The sequence below is a fragment of the Streptosporangium sp. NPDC000396 genome (genome assembly GCF_042898655.1).
In the GTDB taxonomy this organism is placed as follows: domain Bacteria; phylum Actinomycetota; class Actinomycetes; order Streptosporangiales; family Streptosporangiaceae; genus Streptosporangium.
Window position 1 is genome coordinate 176,838 of sequence record NZ_JBIAZA010000004.1, and the last position, 21,161, is coordinate 197,998.

Consider the following 21,161-nt stretch of genomic DNA (forward strand, 5'->3'; position numbering starts at 1 on the left):
GCATGGGAAGGCCGTGGAAGGACTGCCGGCCGGCCGGCCCTAACCCGATTTCCATGCGGGGCGGCGCCATGACGGAATGGCCGGCCCCGAGTTGTGCTCGCACGGCTCACGTGTCGCCATGAGCGGTTGTCATGCTGTGCGGTTCGCGGGGCACAGTTGGGAGAGCTTGGCATGCCGACCGACACGGCCGCCCGATCCGTTCGGCGGGCGAGACCTGTTCCGATCCACCGGGCTCTGCCGAGACTGGCGCGCGAAGCGGCGGGTGCGCTCGTGAAGTTCGCGCAGGAGGCCGATGGAGAGATCGTCCGGCTGGAACTAGGACCATTCCGTCCTTATCTGGTGAGCCACCCCGATCACGTCCAGCAAGTGATGCGCCTGGAGTGGACGAACTACCAGCGTGTGGGGATGTTCTGGCGGCCCCTGGAGCGGCTCTTCGGACATAGCGTCATGAGTGACGGCGCGCATTGGCGGGACAGTCGTAAGATCTTGCAGCCCCTGTTCACCACGCGGTACATCGCAGCGATCGCTGATGAGGTGGCCGACCGTGTCGCCGAACGCATCGAGGAATGGGACGAGCATGTTCGGGCGGGACGGAGCATCGACGCCACCGCGGAGATGTCCGGCATCCTCAGCTTCATCGTCAACCGGGTGCTGTTCGGGGACAAGCTGGATCGAAAGGACGGGGAGCGCATCATCCCCGCCTTCGACCTGGCGTCCCATTCGCTCGTCTATCGGTTCCTCATGCCGTTCATGCCTTACTCCATCCGGGTACCTCGTGACCGGGCCTTCTTGAGAGCCGTCAAGCAAATCGACGACGTGGTGTTCCCCGTGGTCCGCAAGGCGATGGTCGATACCGGCGACAGCCCCGACCTCATCTCCATGCTCTGCCGGTTCACCGACGAGAAGGGCGACAGGCTCACCGAGCGGCAGATCCGCGACGCCATGGTCAGCGTGTATGCCGCGGCGTCCGAGACCAGTGCGATGATCATTACTTGGCTGTGGCTGCTGCTGGATGAGCACCCGGAGGTCGCGGTCCGGCTCCAGGAGGAGATCGACGAAGTGGTCGGTGCGGGACCGGCGCGTCCTGAGCACATCCCCCACCTCCGCTACACCCGCATGGTCCTGATAGAAACCCTGCGCCTGTACCCGTCGGGATGGCTCCTGCCCCGGCAGGTCATGGAGGACGCGGAGATCGGCGGCGTGCGAGTCAAGCGCGGCTCCACAATCTTTATCTGCCCCTATGCCACGCAGCGGCTGGAGGAGTTCTGGGAGCGCCCGCATGAGTTCGATCCCGAGCGGTTCTCTCCGGAGAGGTCGGCGAACGGAGAGCGCAGGCATAGGTACGCCTACTTCCCCTTCGGGGGAGGTCCGCACAAATGTCTGGGCGAGCACCTGTTCTACGTCGAAGCGCCGCTTGTGGTCGCCTCCATCCTCAGCCGGTTCCGCGTGGCGATACGCACTCCGGGGCCGTTCACCCTGGCTTGGGCCGCCTCACTGCGTCCCAAGCAGAAGGTCGAGCTGGGCGTATCTTTCGCCGGGCACGATCGGAACGGGGTTCTCCGATGACGACACGGCCCGATCCCAGCATCCGGTTGACGGCTGCGGAGTGCGGGGCGATCTGCGCCGGAGCCGGGCGGTCTCAGCGGGACATGCGTGAATGGGCGGAGACCTACCCGGGCCTGTTCTCCGCCAAGCCGTTCGACGCGGCTCTCTACAGCACCTTGTCCCTGGCCATGGCCTTCAGCGGACCCTGGTTCACCGCCGAGCGGTTGCGGATGGCGAACAAGGTTTCCCTCTGGGCGTTCGGACTGGACTGGCTCGTCGACTACGTCGCCACCTCGGGGCAGGAGGTTGAGGACATCGCCCGGCGATGCCTGAACGTGGCCGCGGGCGCTCCGCCGGTCTCCGGTGACGACCTCACCCGCATGCTCGCCGACATCCGGGACGAGCTCTCGCTCTCACCCGCGTTCCCCGAGCTCGGACCGGTGTGGCGCGACGAGCTGCGCCGCATGCTGGACGGGATGCTCATGGAGTGGCGCTGGAAGAGCGACAAGGCCAGGCCGACGTTCGAGGAATATCTCGGCAACGCCGACAACCTCGGTTTCTCCTTCGTGTTCGCCGCCCATTGGATCCACGTCACAGGCCACGGCCCGGTCGGGGACGTCGATCGCCTGCGTGAGGCGAGCTGGGCCGTGCAACAGGTCATCCGTCTCCTCAACGACCTGGGCACCTACGAGCGGGACGTCACCTGGGGGGATCTCAACGCGCTCCTGCTCTGCGACGGCCGCGCAGAGGTCGAGCAGCGGCTCGCCGAGTTCGTGGCCCGGGGCCGGAGACTGATCGCCTCGCTGGACGCCCATCCGGAGCTGGCCGGTTACATGGAACGGCAGATGGACTTCTGCGCCGGCTTCTACCAGGTCGGTGACTACTGGGGGATGTTGTGAGCATCGATGGCCTCTTCGCCCATCCGGCGTCGGGCACCCCGACCGAGACCAGTGTGGTCGCCCAGGCGCGTGAGCTGATTGCCGGACTGCTGGCCGAGCCGTGGGGGCAGGTGTCCGCCTCGCCGTACGAGACCGGCCGGGTGGCGAGCCTGGCGCCGTGGCTGGCCGGGCACGCCGAGCGGATCGACTTCCTGCTCGCCACCCAGCGAGCGGACGGCGGCTGGGGCCCGCCCGGTGATTACGGCCTCGTCCCCACCCTGAGCGCGGTCGAGGCGCTTCTTGCTGAGTGCCGGCGGGAGGCTCCCTGCACCGACTCCGGCCTCCTGGCCAAGGTCGCCGACCGCGGACTGGAGGCCGTGCGGGGCTGGTGGCTCGAAGGCCAGGAAGAGCCCTTGCCGGACACGCCCGCGATCGAACTCATCGTGCCGTCCCTGCTCTCCCTGATCAACGGTCACCTCGACGTGCCGGGGCCGTTTCAGGGGATGAGTGACACCAAGCTGGAAGCGGTCAGGGCGTGGCTGAGGTCAGGCGTGGCGATTCCCCAGAAACTGGTCCATGCGCTGGAGGTCGCGGGCGAAGAAGCGGTGGCCGCCTCCGGGATCGTTCCCACGCCGATGCCCGATGGGATGGCGGCCGTCGGGGCCTCTCCCGGGGCGAGCGCCGCCTGGCTGGCCGCGCTGCTCGAACCCGAAGACGGTGCCGTTTCCAAGTTGGAAGACGGTGTGACCTCGCACCGCTCAGGGTGGTCGGCCAGGGGCGGAGCGCCCGTGCGACGGTATCTGGAGGCGATCGCGACCTCCTCTGGCGGACCGGTGCCGTGCGCTGTCCCCATCACCGTGTTCGAACGTGGCTGGACACTGAGCTGGTTGTTGCGCGCAGGCATCGCCGTGGACGTGCCGCCGGAGCTGTCCGCGAGCCTGCGGGATGGACTCGGCCGGGACGGGATCGCTGCAGGGCCGGGGCTGCCGGCCGACGCCGACACCACCTCCGTGGCCTTGTACGCGCTGGCGTTGCTCGGAGAGCCGCGCGAGCCGGAGGGTCTGTGGGCGTTCGAGGCTGAAAGTCACTTCTGCACCTGGAGTGGAGAGGAGGGGATGTCTCCGACGACCAACGCGCATGTGCTCGACGCCTTCGGTGAGTATGTGCGCCGGTGCGGCGGAGAGTCCCGCCACGCGGGCGTCGTGACCAAGCTCACATCCTGGCTGCGCGGCTGTCAGGAAGCGGAAGGGAACTGGCTGGACCGGTGGCACGTCTCGCCCTACTACGCCACGGCCTGCTGCGGAATCGCACTGAGCGAGTTCGGTGGCGAGAAGTCGAAGGGCGCGGTGGACAGAGCCGTGGACTGGGTGCTGGACACTCAGCGCCGGGACGGGTCGTGGGGCCTATGGGAGGGCACCGCGGAGGAGACCGCCTACGCGCTGCAGACCCTGCTGCTGACTGGCGCCATGCGTGAGGGGCGGGCGTGGGAGGCCGTGGAGCGTGGCCATCGCCGTCTCTCGGCCATCCGTGATCACGAAGCACCGCTCTGGGTCGACAAGGACCTCTATCTACCGGTGGCGATCGTCCGGGCGGTGGTCCTCGGCGCACTTCATCTAGCGGAGCGGGCAATGAATATTACAGGAGAGTAACTCGCATTGAAAATCGGCCGTAAATTCATAAATAGGACAGAAGGTCGCTTTGGTCGGTCTCGCCTTGAGTGTATTTGGTGACATTGCTAGGGTGCGACGGGTGTGATGCGGGATGTCCTGCTGATCCGTGCAACACGGCAACCACTAACGTGTATACGTTGATTGCCATAAAACGTTCCATCTATTTCTTTCTGTTTCCCCGGGGTGGATGCTATGCGCTTGCGCAACGCGCGCTTGCGGACCAAGGTCACGGCGCTGCTGGTGTCGCTAACGGCGCTTTGGGCGTTCACGGCGTGGGTGACGGTTCGTGACGGTCTCAACATGTTGGGTGTGGCCACCCTCAACGCCGATGTGGCCGAACCTAGCGAGCGGCTCATCGTCGAGTTGCAGGCTGAACGACGGCTCACCGCGATCACACTGGGCGAACTCGGCACGGAGCGTCAGCGGCAGGCGGCGTTGGCCGCTCAGCGCAAGCGCACTGACGAGGCCGGTGCGAACTTCCGGGAACTCACCGGCAGCAGGGGTGTGGAAGTTCTAGGAAGCGCGGCTCTCGAGCACCGCATCACCGAGACCCGTCGGCTGCTGGACGGCTTGGCCGTCGCACGCAAGGCGGTCGACGCCGGGCGGATGGACCAGACTCGGGCGGTCACGGTGTTCACCGATGCCATCGACGCCATTTTCCGCGTCTACGACTCGATGGCCACACTGGACGACGAGGAGATCGCCAAGGACACCCGGACGCTCATCGAGATGAACAGGGCCCGGGACATGCTGGCTCAGGAGGACGCCCTGGTGGTAGGGGCGCTGACGGTGGGTCAGTTCACCGACGGCGATCGCGTCAGGCTCACGCAGATCGTCGGTACCCGGCGTTTCATGACCAACCAGGCGGCGGACGACCTGCCCGCCGCCGATCAGGAGGCCTATCGGCGGCTGGCCGGCAGTGAGCAGTTCACCCAGCTGCGCGGTATGGAAGAGCTGCTGATCAAGGACGGGAACGCGGTGCCGGCCGGGCTGGTGGATGCTCAGCGGTGGAGTGCCACCGCGCAACCGGCGCATTCCAAGCTGGCGGAGCTCGTGCTTACGGCCGGCAAGGGCGTGGTGGAGCGGTCCGGCCCGGTCGCCGTCGGTGTCATCGTACGGCTCACGCTGGCCGGTGGGCTGGGCCTGATCGCCGTCATCGCCTCGGTCATCCTGTCCATCACCACGGCGCGGGCTCTGGTTCAGCAGCTCGAGAAGCTGCGGATCGCGGCCTGGGACCTCGCCAACGAGCGGTTGCCCTCGGTGGTGGAGCGGATCGGCCACGGGCAGGAGGTGGACGTCGCGGCCGAGGCGCCGCCGCTGGAGTTCGGCGACGACCAGATCGGCCACGTCGGCCAGGCGTTCAACGCCGTGCAGAAAACCGCCATCAAGGTCGCGGCCGAGCAGGCCCAGCTCCGGCGTGACATCGCCGACATCCTGCGCAACCTCGCCCGCCGTACCCAGTCGCTCGTTCACCGCCAGCTGAGCGTGCTGGACGTCATGGAGCGAAGGGAGAACGACCCGCAGGAACTCCGCGACCTGTTCCGGCTCGACCACCTGGCGACCCGCATGCGCCGCTACGCCGAGAACCTCCTGGTCCTGTCCGGCGCGGCGCCCGGCCGCGCGTGGCGCGACTCGGTCCCGATGATCGACGTCGTCCGTGGCGCGCTGGCCGAGATCGAGGACTACACCCGGGTGGACGTGCTGCCCCTGGGAGACGTCTCGCTGGACGGGCGGGCCGTGGGTGACGTCATCCACCTGGTCGCCGAGCTGGTCGAGAACGCGGCCTCCTTCTCCCCGCCCTACACGACGGTGCAGGTCAGCGGGAACGTCGTGGGTCACGGGTACGCGCTGGAGATCGAGGACCGGGGCCTGGGCATGAGCCCGGAGGACATCGCCAGCGCCAACGAGCGGATCGCCAACCCTCCCGAGATCAAGCTGTCGGGCAACGCCCGTCTGGGGCTGTACGTGGTCAGCCGCCTGGCCGAACGGCACGAGATCCGGGTGACGTTCAAGGCCTCGCCGTACGGTGGCACGACGGTCGTCGTCCTGGTGCCGCAAGAGCTGATCAGGGAGCAGGCGGAGCCCGAGGTCACCGTCGGCGCCGGTGTTCCGCGAGCCCGTACGGCCGGTGCCGGCGAGGTGGAGTACGGAACACCCGTCGCCGGGCCGCGTGGCCGGGATGCCGATCCGCTGGGAATCGCCGGTGACGCCGGGCCCTTCGGCCGGGCAGACATCGGCGGGACAGATCAGGACATTGATCAGCCCGTTCGGGCAGTGCCGTCCAAGCGGCAGGAGGCCGCCTATCCGATCGCGAGCCGCCCCGCGCCCGCTGACGGTTCCGCGGCGCCGCTGCCCCCCGTCATGCCCCCGCCCGACACCAGCCACACGCCCGGCGGCCTGCCACGCCGCGTCCCCCAGACGCACCTCGCCGCTCCACTGCTGGACGATCAGCCGGTTTCGGCCCCTCCATCCGACGACGCCGACGAGCGCTCACCCGAGATGATCCGCTCGGCCATGGCGTCCTTCCAAGACGGCACGCGCCGCGGCCGCTCCGACGCCGCGCAGATGCTCACGCAGGACGGCGAGACCGCAAACGGCGGTGAGCCCCCGATGTGATGCCGGTGACGATCTCGATTGTGCGCGTGCCGGGTTGGCGTCGATGATCCGTTAGAGGCCGGCGACCGAACCTTCGCCGGTAGGAAGAGGAGAACGAGTGGTGCAGGGAACAGGATCTTTCACCGACCTGGCCTGGTTGCTGGACGACCTGGTCGCGCGAGTGGAGGAAGCCGAGCACGGAATCGTCTTCTCCACCGACGGCCTGCTGCTGGCGGCGTCGGCCGGGTTCGACCGGGCCGACGCCGAGCACCTGGCCGCCGTGGGATCGGCGATCCAGAGCCTGGGCAGGGGAGTCAGCGACCGGGTCGACGGCGGGGCGGTACGCCAGACCATCATCGAGATGCGATCGGCATACCTGATCGTGAGCGCGGCCGGGCAGGGAGCCTGCCTGGCGGTGCTCTGCGCGGACGAGGCCGATGTCGGCCTCGTGGCCTACGAGATGGCCATGCTCGTCACCCGGGTCGGCCAGTACCTCACCTCGCCCGCGCGAGCGGATGCCGCCAGGGACGACACTTCGAGATGAACCCCTTCCAAGAGCATCCCGACACACAGTGGGTGGGGGAGGAGGCCGGGCCGATCGTCCGGCCGTACGTGCTGACTCGTGGCAGGACCGAACCGACCCAGGGCAAGATCGACCTCATCACGCTGGCGGTGAGCGTCCGTTCCGCCTCCTCGAAGGAGACCGGCCTCGACCCGGAGTGTTCCGCGATCGTGCGGTTCTGCCGCCAGCCGCAGTCGGTCGCGGAGATCGCCGCGCACATGAACCTTCCGGCAGGCACCATCCGTGTCCTGCTCAGCGACCTGCTCGACCAGGGATTTATCGCCATGCAAGAACCTCATTCGGAGATCGACATGCACGACGAAAGGCTGTACAGGGCGGTGCTCGATGGACTCCGTGCGCTCTAGTCGTGACGCCGGGCGTGTCAAGCTGCCCAAGGCCATCAAGATCCTGGTCGCGGGCGGCTTCGGGGCCGGTAAGACCACCCTGGTCGGCGCGGTCTCCGAGATCGAGCCGTTGCACACCGAGGAGACGCTGACCAACCGGGGCATCGGGGTCGACGACCTGTTCGGGGTGGAGACCAAGCAGACCACCACGGTCGCGATGGACTTCGGCCGAATCACCATCGGCGACGCCTATCGGCTGTACCTGTTCGGGACCCCGGGACAGGAACGGTTCTGGTTCCTCTGGGACGAGCTGGCCCTCGGCGCGCTGGGCGCGGTCGTCCTGGCCGACACCCGCAGGCTGGCCGACTGCTTCCCCTCCCTGGACTATTTCGAGCGGCGTGAGACGCCCTTCATCGTCGCGGTCAACTGCTTCGACGGAGCCCGCCGTTACGACCTCGACGAGGTACGGCTCGGGCTGACCCTGCACCCGGACATCCCGATCGTGCTGTGCGACGCCCGGGAGCGGGAATCCGGCAAAGAGGTGCTGATCGCCCTCGTGGAGCACGCGATGAAGATACGGCTCGGCACGGCGTCGGCTTCCGGGGGGACGGCGCCGGTGACGTGACGGCCGGGCGGCTCTCCCCCGTGGCGGGGGCGCCGCCGGAGGCCGTGTGCCCCGGGCCGTGGAGACAGCGTGGCCCGCTCGGGCACCGGAGGCGCCGCTCGCTACGCTGAGCTGCGTGATGTACCGAACGGGACTCGTTGTCTTGCTGCTGGTGGCGCTCGTCGCGGGGTGCGGCACCGGAGCGGCCGTCTACAACTTCGGCACGGTCGTTCACGGGAGCGTCGGCAAGACCGCGGACGTCCGGCTCACACCCGGCCAGCGGTTCTCCCTCGCCGTGGACGAGAACGCCTCCGGTGGAGACAGCTGGCGGATGGCGAACCTGCCGGACGTCAAGGTGGCCTCGTTCATCAGCGAGGAGTACCAGGCGGCCTCCGGCGCGGCCGGGGTCCGCTATTTCGTCTTCAACGCCAAGCGCTCCGGTACGACCACCGTCACGATCTCCAACTGCCGGAACTGCAAGGGCGGCCAGGTGCCCGCCGACGAGCGGAGCAGGCGCGAGTCGGGTGACGCGACCTTCCGGATCACCGTCGCCTGAGCCGTCACCTGATCTGGGCCGTCACCTGATCTGAGCGGTCGCCTGATCTGGGTCAACACTCGAGCCGTCGTCACCCGAGACATCATCCGATCGGCCTCCGCGTCGCCGCCTGAGCCGCCGGTCAGCGTCGCCGCGGCGCGACCGAGTGGCCGGGGTGTTCACCAGGATGCGAGGCTGATGGCTATGAATCGCTTGTCTCAGGTTGATCTGTCGGAGCGCCTGCCGAAGAAGGAGGCCGCCGAGCGGCTCGACGCCGCGTTGGAGCGTTTGCTGCGCCTCCGTCTCATGCTCGGCGGGCAGGTGGGCGACAAGCGCATCGGCCCTCCGCTCTGTGTGGTGTTCGAAGGCTGGGACGCCTCGGGCAAGGGAGGGGCCATCAAGCGGCTGGTGCGGCCCCTGGACCCCCGGCACGTGCGCGTCGCCCAGTTCGCGGCGCCCACCTACGACGAGAAGCGGCATCACTTCCTATGGCGGTTCTGGCCGGTCCTTCCCGGCTGGGGCGGCATGGCCGTACTCGACCGGTCCTGGTACGGGCGGGTGCTGGTGGAGCGCGTCGAGGGGTTCGCCACCGAGGAGCAGTGGTCCCGCGCGTACGGCGAGATCGTGGAGTTCGAGAAGACGCTCGCCGCAGAGGGAATGATCCTGGTCAAGTTCTGGATGCACGTCTCCGAGGAGGAGCAGTTGCGACGTTTCCAGGACCGGGCAGATGACCCGCTGCGGGCCTGGAAACTCACCGACGAAGACTGGCGCAACCGCGACAAGCGCGCGCAGTACGAGATCGCGGTGGAGGACATGCTCGCCCGTACCGACCACGCGCGTGCGCCGTGGCACGTGGTCGCGGGGGACGACAAACGGCTCGCCCGGGTCGCGGTCGTGGAGACGGTGTGCGCGGCGGTCGAGGCCGAGCTGCTCGCCCGCGGCTACGACCTGGCCGATCCCGCCGCTGAGTCGGCCCGGATGCGCCGGTAGAGGGTCACGGCCGGAATCGGCCGCGGCCCGGAAAGCCTGCCGCCTTCGACGGGGCCGAGAGGGGACGGGAGGCGGACGGGAGGCGCTGCCGGGCCGCGGCGAGGCGAAACCTGAAAAAGGGCTTGACGCGACCCGAGTCGCATCAAGTAACCTCTGTGGTGTCACGCCGCCGTCCCGCAGGAGAGTCCGTTGAAGTTCTGAGGTTCCAGACACCGCGCTGTGAGAGCCGTTCTTCCGGCTCGGCGCGCATCTGACCTCGGAGGCTTCCGCTCCCGTCCCCGCGACGGCTTCTCATGGAATCGCTTTCAAGGCGTGTGCGCCCGCGGTGTCCCTGTGTCCGGATAAATCACGACACGTTCCTGGGAGCCGTTTTATGTCTTCTTCTATTGTTTCCGATCGGCTGTCGTTCGCCTGGGCGGACGGCACCGTGGTCCTCGACGGCCTCGACGCCGCGTTCCCGACCGGCCGCACCGGGCTCATCGGCGTCAACGGCTCGGGCAAGTCCACGCTGCTCAAGCTCATCGCCGGGGAACTCGCTCCGCTGTCCGGATCGGTCAGCGTCGCCGGAGAGGTGGGGTACCTGCCGCAGAACCTCCCGCTGGACGCGGGCCGTACGGTCGCCGGACTGCTGGGCATCGCCGACCAGCGGGACGCGCTGCTGGCCATCGAGCGCGGCGAGGCCTCCGAGGAGAACTTCGCCACCGTGGGCGACGGCTGGGACGTCGAGGAGCGGGCCCGCGCCGAGCTCGACAGGCTTGGGCTGGGGCATGTCGACCTCGACCGGACGGTGGGCACGCTGTCCGGTGGCGAGGCCGTCATGGTCGGGCTGGCCGCGCTGTTCCTGCGCGGGCCGGACGTCCTGCTGCTGGACGAGCCGACCAACAATCTCGACCTCGACGCGCGGCACAGGCTGTACGCCGCGGTGGAGTCCTGGCCGGGGGTGCTGGTCGTGGTCAGCCATGACCGGGCCCTGCTGGAACTGGTGGACAACGTGGCTGATCTGACCGGTGGCGCCATCCGGATGTACGGCGGCAATCTGTCCGACTACGAGCAGATGCTCGCCGCCGAGCAGGAGACCGCCGAGCGGATGGTCCGCGTCGCGGAGGCCGACGTGCGGCGGCAGAAGCGCGAATGGGAGGAGGCTCAGGTCAAGCTGGCCCGCCGGGTGCGTTACGGCAACAAGATGTACGCGCAGAAACGCGAGCCGAAGATCATCATGCAGGAGCGCAAGAGGCAGGCGCAGGTGGCGGCGGGCAAGCACCGCAACATGCACGCCGACAAGCTCGCGGAGGCCCGCGACCGGCTCGCCGAGGCCGAGCAGGTGGTCCGCGACGACGCCGCGATCCGGATCGAGCTGCCCGAGACCGCCGTGCCCGCGGGCCGGACGGTGCTGACCGTCACCGGTCTGCGGACGGCGAGCGGGACGGTGGTCGAGGAACTGGTCGTCCGGGGCCCGGAGCGGATCGCGCTGCTCGGCCCCAACGGGTCGGGGAAGACCACGTTCCTGCGCAGTCTCGTGGGAGAGCTGGAGCCGGTCGAGGGCTCGGTCACGGTGTCCGTCCCCGGCGTCCGATATCTGCCGCAGCGGCTCGACCTGCTGGAGGACTCGCTCAGCGTGGTGGATAACGTCCGCCGCTTCGCTCCTTCGGCCTCGGCCAACGCGATCAGGGCCCGGCTCGCCCGGTTCCTCTTCCGGGGCACGCGCGCCGACCAACCGGCGGGCACGCTGTCGGGCGGCGAGCGGTTCCGGGCGGTGCTCGCGTCGCTGCTGTCGGCCGAGCCGCCGCCGCAGCTTCTTCTCCTGGACGAGCCCACCAACAACCTGGACCTGGCCAGCGTCCGGCAGCTCGCACAGGCGCTGGAGGCGTACCGCGGCGCGTTCGTCGTGGTCAGCCACGACCTGCCGTTCCTGGAGTCCGCCGGGATCACCCGGTGGCTGAGCCTGGACCGGGAGGGGAGGTTGTCACAGAAGTGATATCACCGTTGACGCGCCATGATCGATCGGGCGATAGTGGGGCAGATGAGTACCCCTCGTCTGCTCTCCTGCGCCGTGGTCACCATGCTGACCCTGTGCGCCTGCACTTCCGTCACCCCCCGTGAGCCCGTGACCGGGCAGGCCAGTGCGAGCGGTGTGGTGGGCTCGGGGCCGGGATTCAACAGCGGGCCGGACGTGTCCGCAAGCGGCACGCCCGCCGCCGCGGGATTGACGCCCGAGGCCTACCGGGCCGAGCTCGACAAGGCGCGCGGTCCCATCAGGGAGGCGCTCAAGAAGCTGAACGCGACCGGTGGCAAGGATCTCGACAAGCGGCTGGAACGGACGGTCACCACGGTGGAGGAGGCGGTCGCCGGGCTGGAGACCCTCGCCCCGCCGCCCGAGGTGAAGCCCGAGCACGGGAGCTACGTCGACACGCTCCGGCGGCTCGCGGGCGCGCTGGCCGGAGCCAAGGAGGACGTGCAGGCGCAGGAGGTGTGCACCGGGCCCGCGGTGCTGACCGGGGTGCGCGGGCAGCTGTCACCCGTTCGCGAGAGCGGGGCCGCGCTGGCCGGCCTGGGCGACTACCGCGCCGACGTCATCCCGGTGAAGGTCGCGGGAGAACGGTCCCGGCGCCTGTCCAACGGCAAGTTCATCAAGTCCGAGGGCCGGCCCGGGCGCGCGTATCTGGAGCTGAGGAACGGCAACAAACAGGACGCGGTCGTCGTGCTGGTGCGCGGCAAGAAGAAGGCGATCACCGTGTACGTCCGCAAGAAGTCGAAGTTCAAGATCCAGGGAGTGAGAGACGGGAAGTACAAGGTCTACTACACCCTCGGCGTCGACTGGGACTCCAAAGCCCGGAGTTTCACCCGTTCGTGCACTTTCGAGCAGTTCGGTAAGTCTGTGCGGTTCAAGACGATCTACACCTCGACCCAGATCCGCTGGACCGACTGGACCATCACGCTGAACGCCGTCGCGGGCGGCACGGTGCGGCCCAAGCGCATCAAACCCAACGAGTTCCCCCACTGACCTGCGCGGGTCGAGACCCCGCGGGTCGGTGCGGGCCGCCGACGCGAAGACCGCGATCTCGTCGCGAGATCGCGGTCTCGGTGTCCCCCCTGGACGGATCAGGTCGAGAAGAGCATTCCCACCCAGCTGCGCTGGCGGTGGTGACCGTAGTGGCCGTGGTGCGGCGCGCCCCAGCCGGGAGCGCCGTGCGCCGGCGGAGGCGGCGGGGGAGCGGCGTGCGACTGGGCGGACCACTGGCTCTCCACGCGAGTCAGGGTCTCCAGCTCGCCATAGTCCAGGAAGATCCCGCGACAGCTGTCGCACTGGTCGATATGAACGCCGTTGCGCTCATAAGTGCGCATGACGCCGCGACACTTCGGGCACTGCATCTGGCTGATCTCCTTGCCCTCGACACTCTGTTGAAGTAACCACAACCTACTGCGTGGGCACACTATGGCAGGCACTTCGGAACCGGACAATCTTTTGGCACGTGTCGACCAGTATCTGCTCGACCTCGTCCAGTGGCCGGTCCTCCCGCTTCGCCGCCGCCACCGCCGTCGCCGTGAGCTGCACGGTCATCGCCTGAGCGGGCAGGTCCAGCCGTTCCCACGGATCGCCGGTCCCGGTGGCCTGCCCGCCCGCGGCGCGGTAGGCCGAGAGGAAACCGTGCCACACCTGCGGCTCCAGCAGGCCGGCGGCGAACCAGGCGGCGGGCCTGGCCAGGTCCCAGGCCTGATCGCCGGTCCCCAGGTCGTCGACGTCGATGAGGATCCATTCGCCCTGAACGCGGACCAGCTGGCCCATATGCCAGTCGCCGTGTGTCGGGGAGCCCGGCCCGGTGTCGAGGGCGGGCAGGCAGGTGAAGGCCCGGCGGACGACGAGTTCGGCGGCGGAGTCGCCGTCCAGGCGGGCGACCGTCGCCGCGACCCGCGCGGGCCCGCCCGCCGCCGGCAGTGGCGGCAGCGCCCGTGCCGGTACGGCGTGCAGCCGCGCCAGCAGCCGGGCCGCCGCCTCCCAGGGGGCCGCGTCCGGGTCGCGGGAGTCCACGGGGGTCCCCGCCGGCCACACGGTGACCAGCCGGTCATGGACGGTCACGACCTCCTCGGTCACCGGTTCGAGCAGGATCCCGCGCAGCGCCGGGTGCGCGACGGCCTCCATCCGCCGCACCAGCGCCGCCTTCTCGCTCCCGGGGGCGTGCGCCTTCACCACGATGGATCCGGCCCGCACGATGATCACGTCCGGCCTGGTCGGCAGCACCTCGGCGGGCGGGCCGCCGTAGCGCAGGCCGATCCGGCGGAGCTCGTCGATCAGGTCGTCGCTGTCGCTCATCCGGCAAGTGAACCATTGATCCGCGGCCGGCCGTACCGGCGCATAAAGTCGTGACATGAGGATCGGATTCGCGGTGCCGGTGTCGGGAGCCTGGGCGACCCCCGGCAACATGGCGCGGGTCGCGCGGAGGGCCGAGGAGCTCGGTTACCACGAGGTGTGGACCTTCCAGCGCCTGCTGTATCCCCAGGGGCATCCGATGGGGGCGGTCTATCGCAGCGTGCATGACCCCGTGGTCACGCTGGCCTATCTCGCGGGGGTGACCAGCCGCGTCCGGCTCGGCGTGGCGGTGCTCAACATGCCGTTCTCCTCGCCCGCGCTGATGGCCAAACAGCTGGCGAGCCTGCAGGCGGTGTCCGGCGGCCGGCTGGACGCCGGGCTGGGGCTGGGATGGCTGCCGGAGGAGTTCGCCGCGTCGGGAGTGCCGTTCGACGGGCGGGGGCGGCGCGGGGAGGAGTTCGTCCAGCTCCTGCGGCGGCTGTGGTCGGAGGAGACGGTGGAGCACAAGGGCGAGTTCTACGAGCTGCCACCGGTGCACCAGGATCCCAAGCCGCTCACGCCCCCGCCGATCCTGCTAGGCGGGAGCGCGGAGGCGGCGCTGCGGCGCGCGGGGCGGCTGGCGGACGGCTGGATCAGTTCGAGCCGCGAGGACCTCGACCGCATCGACGAGAAGATCTACATTGTAAAGGAGGCGGCTCGGGCGGCCGGACGTGATCCGGAGGCGCTGCGTTTCGTCACCCGCGGCGTCACCCTGGTCCGTCCCGCCGGAGCCCTCCGGCGGGCCCCGCTGACCGGCTCGTTCGAGGAGATCCGCCAGGACGTGGCCAAGCTCGGGGCCCTGGGTGTCACCGACGTCTTCCATGACCTCAACTTCGACCCGGAGATCGGCTCGCCCGACGCCGACCCCGGAGCCTCGATGAACCGGGCGGAAGCGGCGCTGGAGGCCCTCGCACCCTGATCAAGCGTTTGGTTGGATGGGGTCATGAGGGAACAGGAGATCGCGGACCGGTTGGAGATCGGCGACCTGCTCGCCAAATACGCCTATGCCATAGACGCCGGAGACTGGGGACGGCTCGACCTGGTGTTCACCCCGGACGCGGTGATCGACTACACGGCGGCCGGCGGCATACGGGGCACCCGGGACGAGGTCCGGCGATGGCTGGCCGAGGTGCTGCCGAACTGGCCGGGGCGGCAGCACCTGATCGGGGCGACGACCGTCAGGTTCGAGGGAGACGAGGCCGTGGTCACGGCCTCGTTCACCGACACACTCGCGCCGTCCAGGGAGATGATCGCCGCCGACACCGCCGGGATCGTCCGCGGCGGAGGGTGGTACCACCATCGCATGATCCGCACGCCGTACGGCTGGCGGAGCAGGGAGCTGGTCGAGGAGCAGGCCTGGCGCACCGTGCAGTAGCGGCCGGTCCAGGGTTCGAGGTCGAGGAGCCTGGTGACATATCGTCCATCCCAGACCTGTCATTCTTGTTCTGGTATATATCGGGCTGGACTTCGGGGGAACGGTGAACGAGCGCAAGCCGATCGAATGCTGGCTGTCGGACATGGACGGGGTCCTCGTCCACGAGGGGCACCCGGTGCCCGGCGCCGAGGAGTTCATCCGCCGCCTGCGCGAGTCCGACAAGCGGTTCATGGTGCTCACCAACAACTCCATCTACACCCAGCGTGATCTGGCCGTACGGCTGCGCGCGGTCGGCCTTGAGATCCCGCCGGAGTCGATCTGGACCTCGGCGCTCGCCACGGCCAAGTTCCTGGACGGCCAGCGGCCCGGTGGCTCCGCCTACGTCATCGGCGAGGCCGGTCTGACCACCGCGCTGCACGAGATCGGTTACATCCTCACCGACATCGATCCCGACTACGTGGTGCTCGGAGAGACCCGCACCTACAGCTTCACCCAGATCACCAAGGCCATCCGGCTGATCGAGGGCGGGGCCCGCTTCATCGCCACCAACCCCGACCCGGTCGGCCCGTCCAACGAGGGCTCGCTGCCCGCCTGCGGCGCGGTCGCGGCGATGATCACCAAGGCGACCGGGGTGGAACCCTACTTCGTGGGCAAGCCCAACCCGATGATGATGCGCAGCGCGCTGCGAGCCATCGACGGCCACAGCGAGAGCACCGCCATGATCGGTGACCGGATGGACACCGACATCGTCTCCGGCATGGAGGCCGGGTTGCACACGATCCTGGTGCTCAGCGGCGTCATGGGTGAGGACCAGATAGACCGTTACCCGTTCCGCCCGTCCCAGGTGGTCGGCTCGGTCGCCGACCTGATCGAGATGATCGACAGCGGTACCTGACGTGATCTGTCACCTATGGTCGTGAGGCTGTGGGAGATGGAGGATCGCCGAGCGGGCCGGGCCGGCGTTCGAGCCGGGTGACCCGGCCCGGAGCCGCCGATGTCACAGGTATTGGCCGGTCCGGTCTTCCCCGGGCTCGTGCGACGGGCTCGTCAGGATGTCCGAAGGCAGCAGCGTCCGTACGTCCTCAGCCGTCGGGTCCTGCAACGCCAGGATCCGTTCGGCCTGGAGCGCCACCGCTCGGTCGAAGAGGTTGCGGACCACGCGGCCGTTGCCGAAGGACTCGTCCCGCGGGATCGCTCGCAGCACGCGGCGGACCTCCTCGCCCGCGCCGCCGTACAGGACGAGACCGGCCGCCGACGCCATGTCCTCGAAGATCGCCACGAGCTCGTCCTCGGTGTAGTCGGGGAATCGCACCGTGGTGGGAAAGCGCGACGCCAGGCCGGGATTGGCCGCGAGGAAGTCCGCCATCCGGTTCTCGTATCCGGCGGCGATCACGACCAGGTCGTCTCGGTGTTCCTCCATCAGACGCAACAGTTCGGCGATCGCCTCCGGGCCGTAGGAATTGTGCGAGCCTCCGGGCATGAGCGCGTACGCCTCGTCGATGAACAGCACGCCGCCGATGGCGCTTTCGATCGCCGCGCGCACCTTGGGCGCGGTCTGGCCGACGTACTCGGCGATCAGGTCGGCGTGGGAGACCTCGACCAGGTGACCCGATGACAGCAGAGCGAGCTGCGCGTACGCCGAGGCGACCAGCCTGGCGACGGTCGTCTTCGCCGTGCCGGGGTTTCCGGTGAACACCAGGTGCCGGGTGGGCGAGATGGACGGCAGGCCTGCCGACCTGCGCAGCCGGTCGGCCTCGACCTCGGCCGTCAGCAGCCGCACCTCGCGCTTGACCGGCTCCAGTCCGACCAGTGCGTCGATCGCGGCGAGCGGGTCGCCGGCCGGCTGGATGCGCACTCCGGCGCGGGCGGTGTCCGGGACGTCCTCGGCGAGGATCTCATGCAGCGACTCGTCGCCGTCGATCACTCCGTCGGCCAGCACCCGGCGCGACTGCGCGGCGACCGACCGCTCCAGCAGACGGAGCGCGAGGCGGGCGCCCACCGCTTCGGGGCGCGCCGCCCGGACGATCCGGCTCACCTTGGCCGGCACCCCTTCGCGCAGGACGAACCCGGCCTCGGCCGCTTTGATCTCGTAGAGCGCGACGACCTGGTCGCCGGTGAGGTCGGGGAAGCGCACGACCTTCGAGAAGTACTCCGTCAGCTCCGAGGAGGACTTCAGCAGACCGTTGACCGCGCCCTCCGGCCCGCAGAGGACGACCACCAGATCTTCGTGGTGTGCCCGGATCCCCGCGAGCAGCGCGTCGACGACGTCGCGGCTGCGCGCCCTGTCGACGTCCACGCCGGGGCGGGCGAGGTTCCCCGCGTCCTCGACGCACAGCACGCCTCCGATGGCGCGGTCGATGGCCCGCCGCACGTTCACGGTGGCGTCCCCGATGTGCCGGCCCGCCAGGTCGGCGCGGTCGACGGTGACCAGGTGGCCCGAGGAGAGCAGCCCGAGATCGGCGAACATCCGGCCGAGGGCACCCGCCACCATGGTCTTGCCGGTACCGGGCCGGCCGGTGAACACCAGGTGCGAAGTCCGCGCGAGCTCGGGCATCCCGGCGTCGCGCCGCAGCTTCGCCGCCCGTGCCTCGGCGACGACGAGCGCGATCTCCGTTTTGACCGGTTCGAGTCCGAGGCACGCGTCCAGCCCGGTTCGCGGTTGCCCGGGGCCGTCGGGCAGGTCGGCGCTGGTCACCGTGGCGGCGTCTCGCCTTCGCGCGGAGGCGACGGCCTGTTCCGCGAGGTGTTCCATGAGACGGGCTCCGCGAAGGTTCCGGAAGCCGACCAGCTGAGCCGCGGAGTCCGCCGCGTCGTCGAAGGCCGCCGCACCCCGCCGGATGACCGCCCGCCGGAACAGCTCCGCCCGCTCGTTCTCGGTGAACTCACGGGTGTGGGCGACGCGGAACTCGTGGTACAGCGCGGGATTGGCCTGCGCGACCCTGACGTCACCGCCCGCTCCGCAGATGGCGGCCACGTGCAGGTCCGGTCGCTGCCGGAGCACCCGCCGAAGCTCTTCGAGAGCCGCGGCCCCGCAGCGGCCGTACTCGCCGATCCGGTCCAGTTCCTGCAACACCAGCAGATCGCCGGCCCCGAGCTCCCGCGTCCGCGACAGCACGTGCAGCGCGGCCTCGCTGGCGTTCATGTTGGCGAACACCTGGTCGGAGACGTAGACGACCTCGGGCGGCCCGTCGGCTTTCGCGAACGCGCGCCGCAGGATGTCGACCGCCGTCATCCGCCCCGTGCTGCCGGGGCCGGCCAGAAGCAACCGCGCCGGTCTCTTCGCGCCGCGCCACCTGGCGTCGACCACGGCACGGACCGCCTCGGCCAGCTCCGGCTGGCCGACCAGTTCCGCGGCGGGGTCGGTGTGGGGTGCCTGACGTGCGATGAACTTGGCGAGCAACGGGTTGACGGCCTTGCGCGGCCCGCACAGCACGCGCAGGTCCCGTTGGAACGCGCTGACGGGCAGCGAACTCTCCGGGTTCACCGCGGGCCCGGGGAGCCCCTGGACGGCGCCGGTGACCCTGATGGCCATGTCGAGCCAGGCGCGGCAGGCTTCGGTTTCCCCCGCGAGGACCCCACGGGCCAGCCACGAACGCACCAGCGCGTGCCAGCCGTCGGAGTTGAATTCCTCGTGCAGCTGGGAGAACAACCCTTGCACCTGGGTGTATCTCGCCATGCCCAGGCTCATGGCGAGTTCGGCGGGCACCTCGGCGATCCCGGCCTGCGCGAGCAGGCACGCCAGTGTCACCTCGTCTTCGAAGGTGAGGGCGGTGCCCGGCAGCGGTCCCGCGCTCGCCGTCCCCGGCACGTTCTCGATGAGACGGGTGTGCGCGGCGAGGAAACCGGAACAGGCCCAGTCCAGGTAGCCGGCGGGCCCCAAGAGCTCGGGCAGTACGGCCAGCAGCTGCGGGTCCGCCCGCTCGGTCCACAGCCGCGGCAACGCCTCCAGCGGCGCGACAAGATCCTGTTTGGTCAGCGCGGGGTCCGCGGCGCACAGGTCGTGCAGCGCGATCAGCGCCCTGCGGCGGGGTTCGAGCGGCTCAATGCCCGCGAAGACGTCCAGACACCGGCGCGCGAGCCCGAACGCGAGCTCTCGCAGTTCCGGATCGTCGCCGGTGCCGTCCAGCAACCAGTAGGCGGGCGGCAGGAAGGGAGTGTCGGCCGACGACCACGTCCAGCTGCGATTGGGTTGCCTCGGCTCTGCCACGAAGTCGCTCATCGTCTCGTAGGCGAGGTCGCACGCGGAGCCTCCGCACAGCGCCACCGACCCGACGAGGAACTGCAGCAGGTACCACAGCTCCGCGCCGATCACGGTGGTGTCCTCGGCGAAGAAGCCGGGGAGTTCGACCGCGAGCGCCTCGGCCGCCGGATCGTCGTTCAGCGCGATCGCCCGCGCCCGAACCTGCTCGTACAGGCCGTCCGGAACCCGCCAGGGCCCGTAGGAGTACAGGTCCAGGACGGGCTCGTCGGAGAGCAGGAGCTGAAGGTTCTCCGGCAGCCTTGGGTGATCCATGGCCGGGATCTTACGTCAGCCCGGCCGGAGACCCCCTGTGGAGGCGTTCTCCGGGGCCGCGCGGGCGCGTGAGGCCTCGGACGGAGATCGGAGCAGGCCCGGAACGTGTCTTATTCGCCCAGCACGTCGGTCGCCTTGTGGTCTTCGGACACCCCTTCGATCAGGATGAGGTCCCCCTCGATGTTGCGGGTGCGCAGGGCCAGGATCTCCTGGTAGGCCGCCGACTCGTACCAGGCGCGCGCCCGGGTCATGTCGGGGAACTCGAGGACGACCAGGGCTCCGGGCCACGTGCCCTCCCGGACCTCCATCGGGCCGCCGTGCACGATGAAACGGCCGGAGAACGGGTCCATCGTGGCCTGGATCCTCTCCAGATACTCGACGACCTCCGGGACGAGGTTGGTCCTGTGCAGGTGGGCGACGGCGTACGCGGGCATGGGTCCTCCGGATCGGTCACTGCCGTGCCGGCGGGAGCGACACCCGCCACGAGGTGGTGGCGGGAGGCCCGCTCTGGCGCGGTCTCTCTTACGAGTCACGACGCTACAGATCCGGGAGGGCCGGGGAATCGGTCGACTATAGGTAGGCCGATAGGCAGTTCGCCGGTCGGCATCCGCCGTCGGCCGTCCCGTGAGGAACCCTCGGAGGCCGTACGGAGTCCGCCGGAGGCTGCGGACGAACTCCCGCCGTCACTCGTCCCTGCGCAGGCGCTTGAGGTCGGAGCGCCGTTTCTTGGCGGCGATCCGTCGCTCGACGGCGCCCCTGCTGGGTTTGGTCGGGCGGCGTTTCTTGGGCGGCGGGGCGATCGCCTCGCGCAGGAGCTGGGCCAGGCGCATCTCGGCCGCCTCGCGGTTGCGCAGCTGGGAGCGGAACTCCGAGGCGGCGATGGTGATGACGCCGTTCACCAGGCGGGAAGCGAGACGCTCCAGGGCACGGGCCTTGAGGGCCGGGTCGAGCGCCTCGGTGGCGGCCAGATCGAAGCTGAGCTCCACCCGGCTGTCGGTGGTGTTGACCCCCTGCCCGCCGGGACCCGAGGAGCGGGAGAACCGCCAGTGAAGTTCGGCCTCGGGGACGGAGACCGAACCGCTGACTTGAAGCGGGCCGGGCATGACGGATGACTCCTTTTCGAAGGGGGTGTGAGACCACAATAGCCAGTGAGCAAACCCCTCAATCAAGCGATTTATGCCTCATATGGCTTATTGCTGGAGAAG

Annotated in this window: 19 protein-coding genes; 14 read left to right on the top strand and 5 right to left on the bottom strand. The window is 69.3% G+C overall.

Annotation, left to right across the window (positions count from 1 at the left end):
• Positions 1-171 precede the first annotated feature (171 nt).
• The 11 genes from ACFY2X_RS07975 (at position 172) to ACFY2X_RS08025 (ending at position 12,724) form a co-directional block, all read left to right on the top strand.
• The gene (locus ACFY2X_RS07975; protein WP_389934048.1) at positions 172-1,566 is read left to right on the top strand and encodes a cytochrome P450; all 1,395 of its coding nucleotides are present in this window, start codon (positions 172-174) and stop codon (positions 1,564-1,566) included.
• Positions 1,563-2,444 carry a terpene synthase family protein gene (locus tag ACFY2X_RS07980; protein ID WP_389934051.1) on the top strand — a complete coding sequence of 294 codons (882 nt, stop codon included), beginning with the start codon at positions 1,563-1,565 and terminating at the stop codon, positions 2,442-2,444. Before ACFY2X_RS07975 ends, ACFY2X_RS07980 begins: the two co-directional genes overlap by 4 nt.
• The gene (locus ACFY2X_RS07985) at positions 2,441-4,072 is read left to right on the top strand and encodes a prenyltransferase/squalene oxidase repeat-containing protein (protein ID WP_389934054.1); all 1,632 of its coding nucleotides are present in this window, start codon (positions 2,441-2,443) and stop codon (positions 4,070-4,072) included. Before ACFY2X_RS07980 ends, ACFY2X_RS07985 begins: the two co-directional genes overlap by 4 nt.
• A 213-nt stretch (positions 4,073-4,285) precedes the next feature.
• Positions 4,286-6,709: a nitrate- and nitrite sensing domain-containing protein gene (locus ACFY2X_RS07990; RefSeq protein WP_389934057.1), complete on the top strand. Its 2,424-nt coding sequence runs from the start codon at positions 4,286-4,288 to the stop codon at positions 6,707-6,709.
• A 97-nt stretch (positions 6,710-6,806) separates the two neighbouring features.
• Entirely contained in the window at positions 6,807-7,232 is a 426-nt protein-coding gene (locus ACFY2X_RS07995) for a roadblock/LC7 domain-containing protein (RefSeq protein ID WP_389934061.1), read from the top strand.
• Positions 7,229-7,615 carry a DUF742 domain-containing protein gene (locus ACFY2X_RS08000; RefSeq protein WP_389934064.1) on the top strand — a complete coding sequence of 129 codons (387 nt, stop codon included), beginning with the start codon at positions 7,229-7,231 and terminating at the stop codon, positions 7,613-7,615. The genes ACFY2X_RS07995 and ACFY2X_RS08000 overlap by 4 nt, the downstream gene beginning before the upstream one ends.
• Positions 7,596-8,219: an ATP/GTP-binding protein gene (locus tag ACFY2X_RS08005; protein WP_389934066.1), complete on the top strand. Its 624-nt coding sequence runs from the start codon at positions 7,596-7,598 to the stop codon at positions 8,217-8,219. Before ACFY2X_RS08000 ends, ACFY2X_RS08005 begins: the two co-directional genes overlap by 20 nt.
• A 118-nt stretch (positions 8,220-8,337) precedes the next feature.
• Positions 8,338-8,754, top strand: coding sequence for a protease inhibitor I42 family protein (locus tag ACFY2X_RS08010; RefSeq protein ID WP_389934784.1), 417 nt, complete (start codon positions 8,338-8,340; stop codon positions 8,752-8,754).
• 183 nt (positions 8,755-8,937) lie between these two features.
• Positions 8,938-9,723 carry a polyphosphate kinase 2 family protein gene (locus ACFY2X_RS08015; RefSeq protein ID WP_389934068.1) on the top strand — a complete coding sequence of 262 codons (786 nt, stop codon included), beginning with the start codon at positions 8,938-8,940 and terminating at the stop codon, positions 9,721-9,723.
• A gap of 373 nt (positions 9,724-10,096) precedes the next feature.
• Positions 10,097-11,698 (top strand): ABC-F family ATP-binding cassette domain-containing protein, encoded by a 1,602-nt coding sequence (locus ACFY2X_RS08020; protein ID WP_389934071.1) that lies wholly within the window; start codon positions 10,097-10,099, stop codon positions 11,696-11,698.
• A 45-nt stretch (positions 11,699-11,743) separates the two neighbouring features.
• Positions 11,744-12,724, top strand: a complete 981-nt coding sequence (locus ACFY2X_RS08025) for a hypothetical protein (protein WP_389934074.1) — start codon at positions 11,744-11,746, stop codon at positions 12,722-12,724.
• A 98-nt stretch (positions 12,725-12,822) separates the two neighbouring features.
• Here the strand turns inward: ACFY2X_RS08025 and ACFY2X_RS08030 are convergent, their stop codons facing one another.
• Both ACFY2X_RS08030 and ACFY2X_RS08035 read right to left on the bottom strand, forming a co-directional pair.
• The gene (locus ACFY2X_RS08030) at positions 12,823-13,092 is read right to left on the bottom strand and encodes a zf-TFIIB domain-containing protein (protein ID WP_389934076.1); all 270 of its coding nucleotides are present in this window, start codon (positions 13,090-13,092) and stop codon (positions 12,823-12,825) included.
• 46 nt (positions 13,093-13,138) lie between these two features.
• On the bottom strand, positions 13,139-14,032 hold the full coding sequence (locus ACFY2X_RS08035) for a phosphotransferase family protein (protein WP_389934079.1): 894 nt from the start codon (positions 14,030-14,032) through the stop codon (positions 13,139-13,141).
• A gap of 55 nt (positions 14,033-14,087) precedes the next feature.
• Here ACFY2X_RS08035 and ACFY2X_RS08040 point away from each other — a divergent pair, with 55 nt between their 5' ends.
• The 3 genes from ACFY2X_RS08040 to ACFY2X_RS08050 all read left to right on the top strand — a co-directional run bounded on the left by ACFY2X_RS08040 (position 14,088) and on the right by ACFY2X_RS08050 (position 16,338).
• Positions 14,088-14,987, top strand: a complete 900-nt coding sequence (locus ACFY2X_RS08040; RefSeq protein ID WP_389934082.1) for a TIGR03619 family F420-dependent LLM class oxidoreductase — start codon at positions 14,088-14,090, stop codon at positions 14,985-14,987.
• A 24-nt stretch (positions 14,988-15,011) separates the two neighbouring features.
• Entirely contained in the window at positions 15,012-15,443 is a 432-nt protein-coding gene (locus ACFY2X_RS08045; RefSeq protein WP_389934084.1) for a nuclear transport factor 2 family protein, read from the top strand.
• Between the two features lie 103 nt (positions 15,444-15,546).
• On the top strand, positions 15,547-16,338 hold the full coding sequence (locus tag ACFY2X_RS08050) for an HAD-IIA family hydrolase (RefSeq protein WP_389934087.1): 792 nt from the start codon (positions 15,547-15,549) through the stop codon (positions 16,336-16,338).
• Positions 16,339-16,440: 102 nt separating this feature from the next.
• Here the strand turns inward: ACFY2X_RS08050 and ACFY2X_RS08055 are convergent, their stop codons facing one another.
• The 3 genes from ACFY2X_RS08055 to arfB all read right to left on the bottom strand — a co-directional run bounded on the left by ACFY2X_RS08055 (position 16,441) and on the right by arfB (position 21,059).
• Entirely contained in the window at positions 16,441-19,956 is a 3,516-nt protein-coding gene (locus tag ACFY2X_RS08055; protein ID WP_389934090.1) for an AAA family ATPase, read from the bottom strand.
• Between the two features lie 110 nt (positions 19,957-20,066).
• Positions 20,067-20,390, bottom strand: coding sequence for a DUF1330 domain-containing protein (locus ACFY2X_RS08060; RefSeq protein WP_389934094.1), 324 nt, complete (start codon positions 20,388-20,390; stop codon positions 20,067-20,069).
• Positions 20,391-20,639: 249 nt separating this feature from the next.
• A complete protein-coding gene (arfB, locus tag ACFY2X_RS08065) occupies positions 20,640-21,059 on the bottom strand; it encodes an alternative ribosome rescue aminoacyl-tRNA hydrolase ArfB (protein ID WP_389934097.1) in 420 nt (139 codons plus the stop codon).
• Positions 21,060-21,161 lie beyond the last annotated feature (102 nt).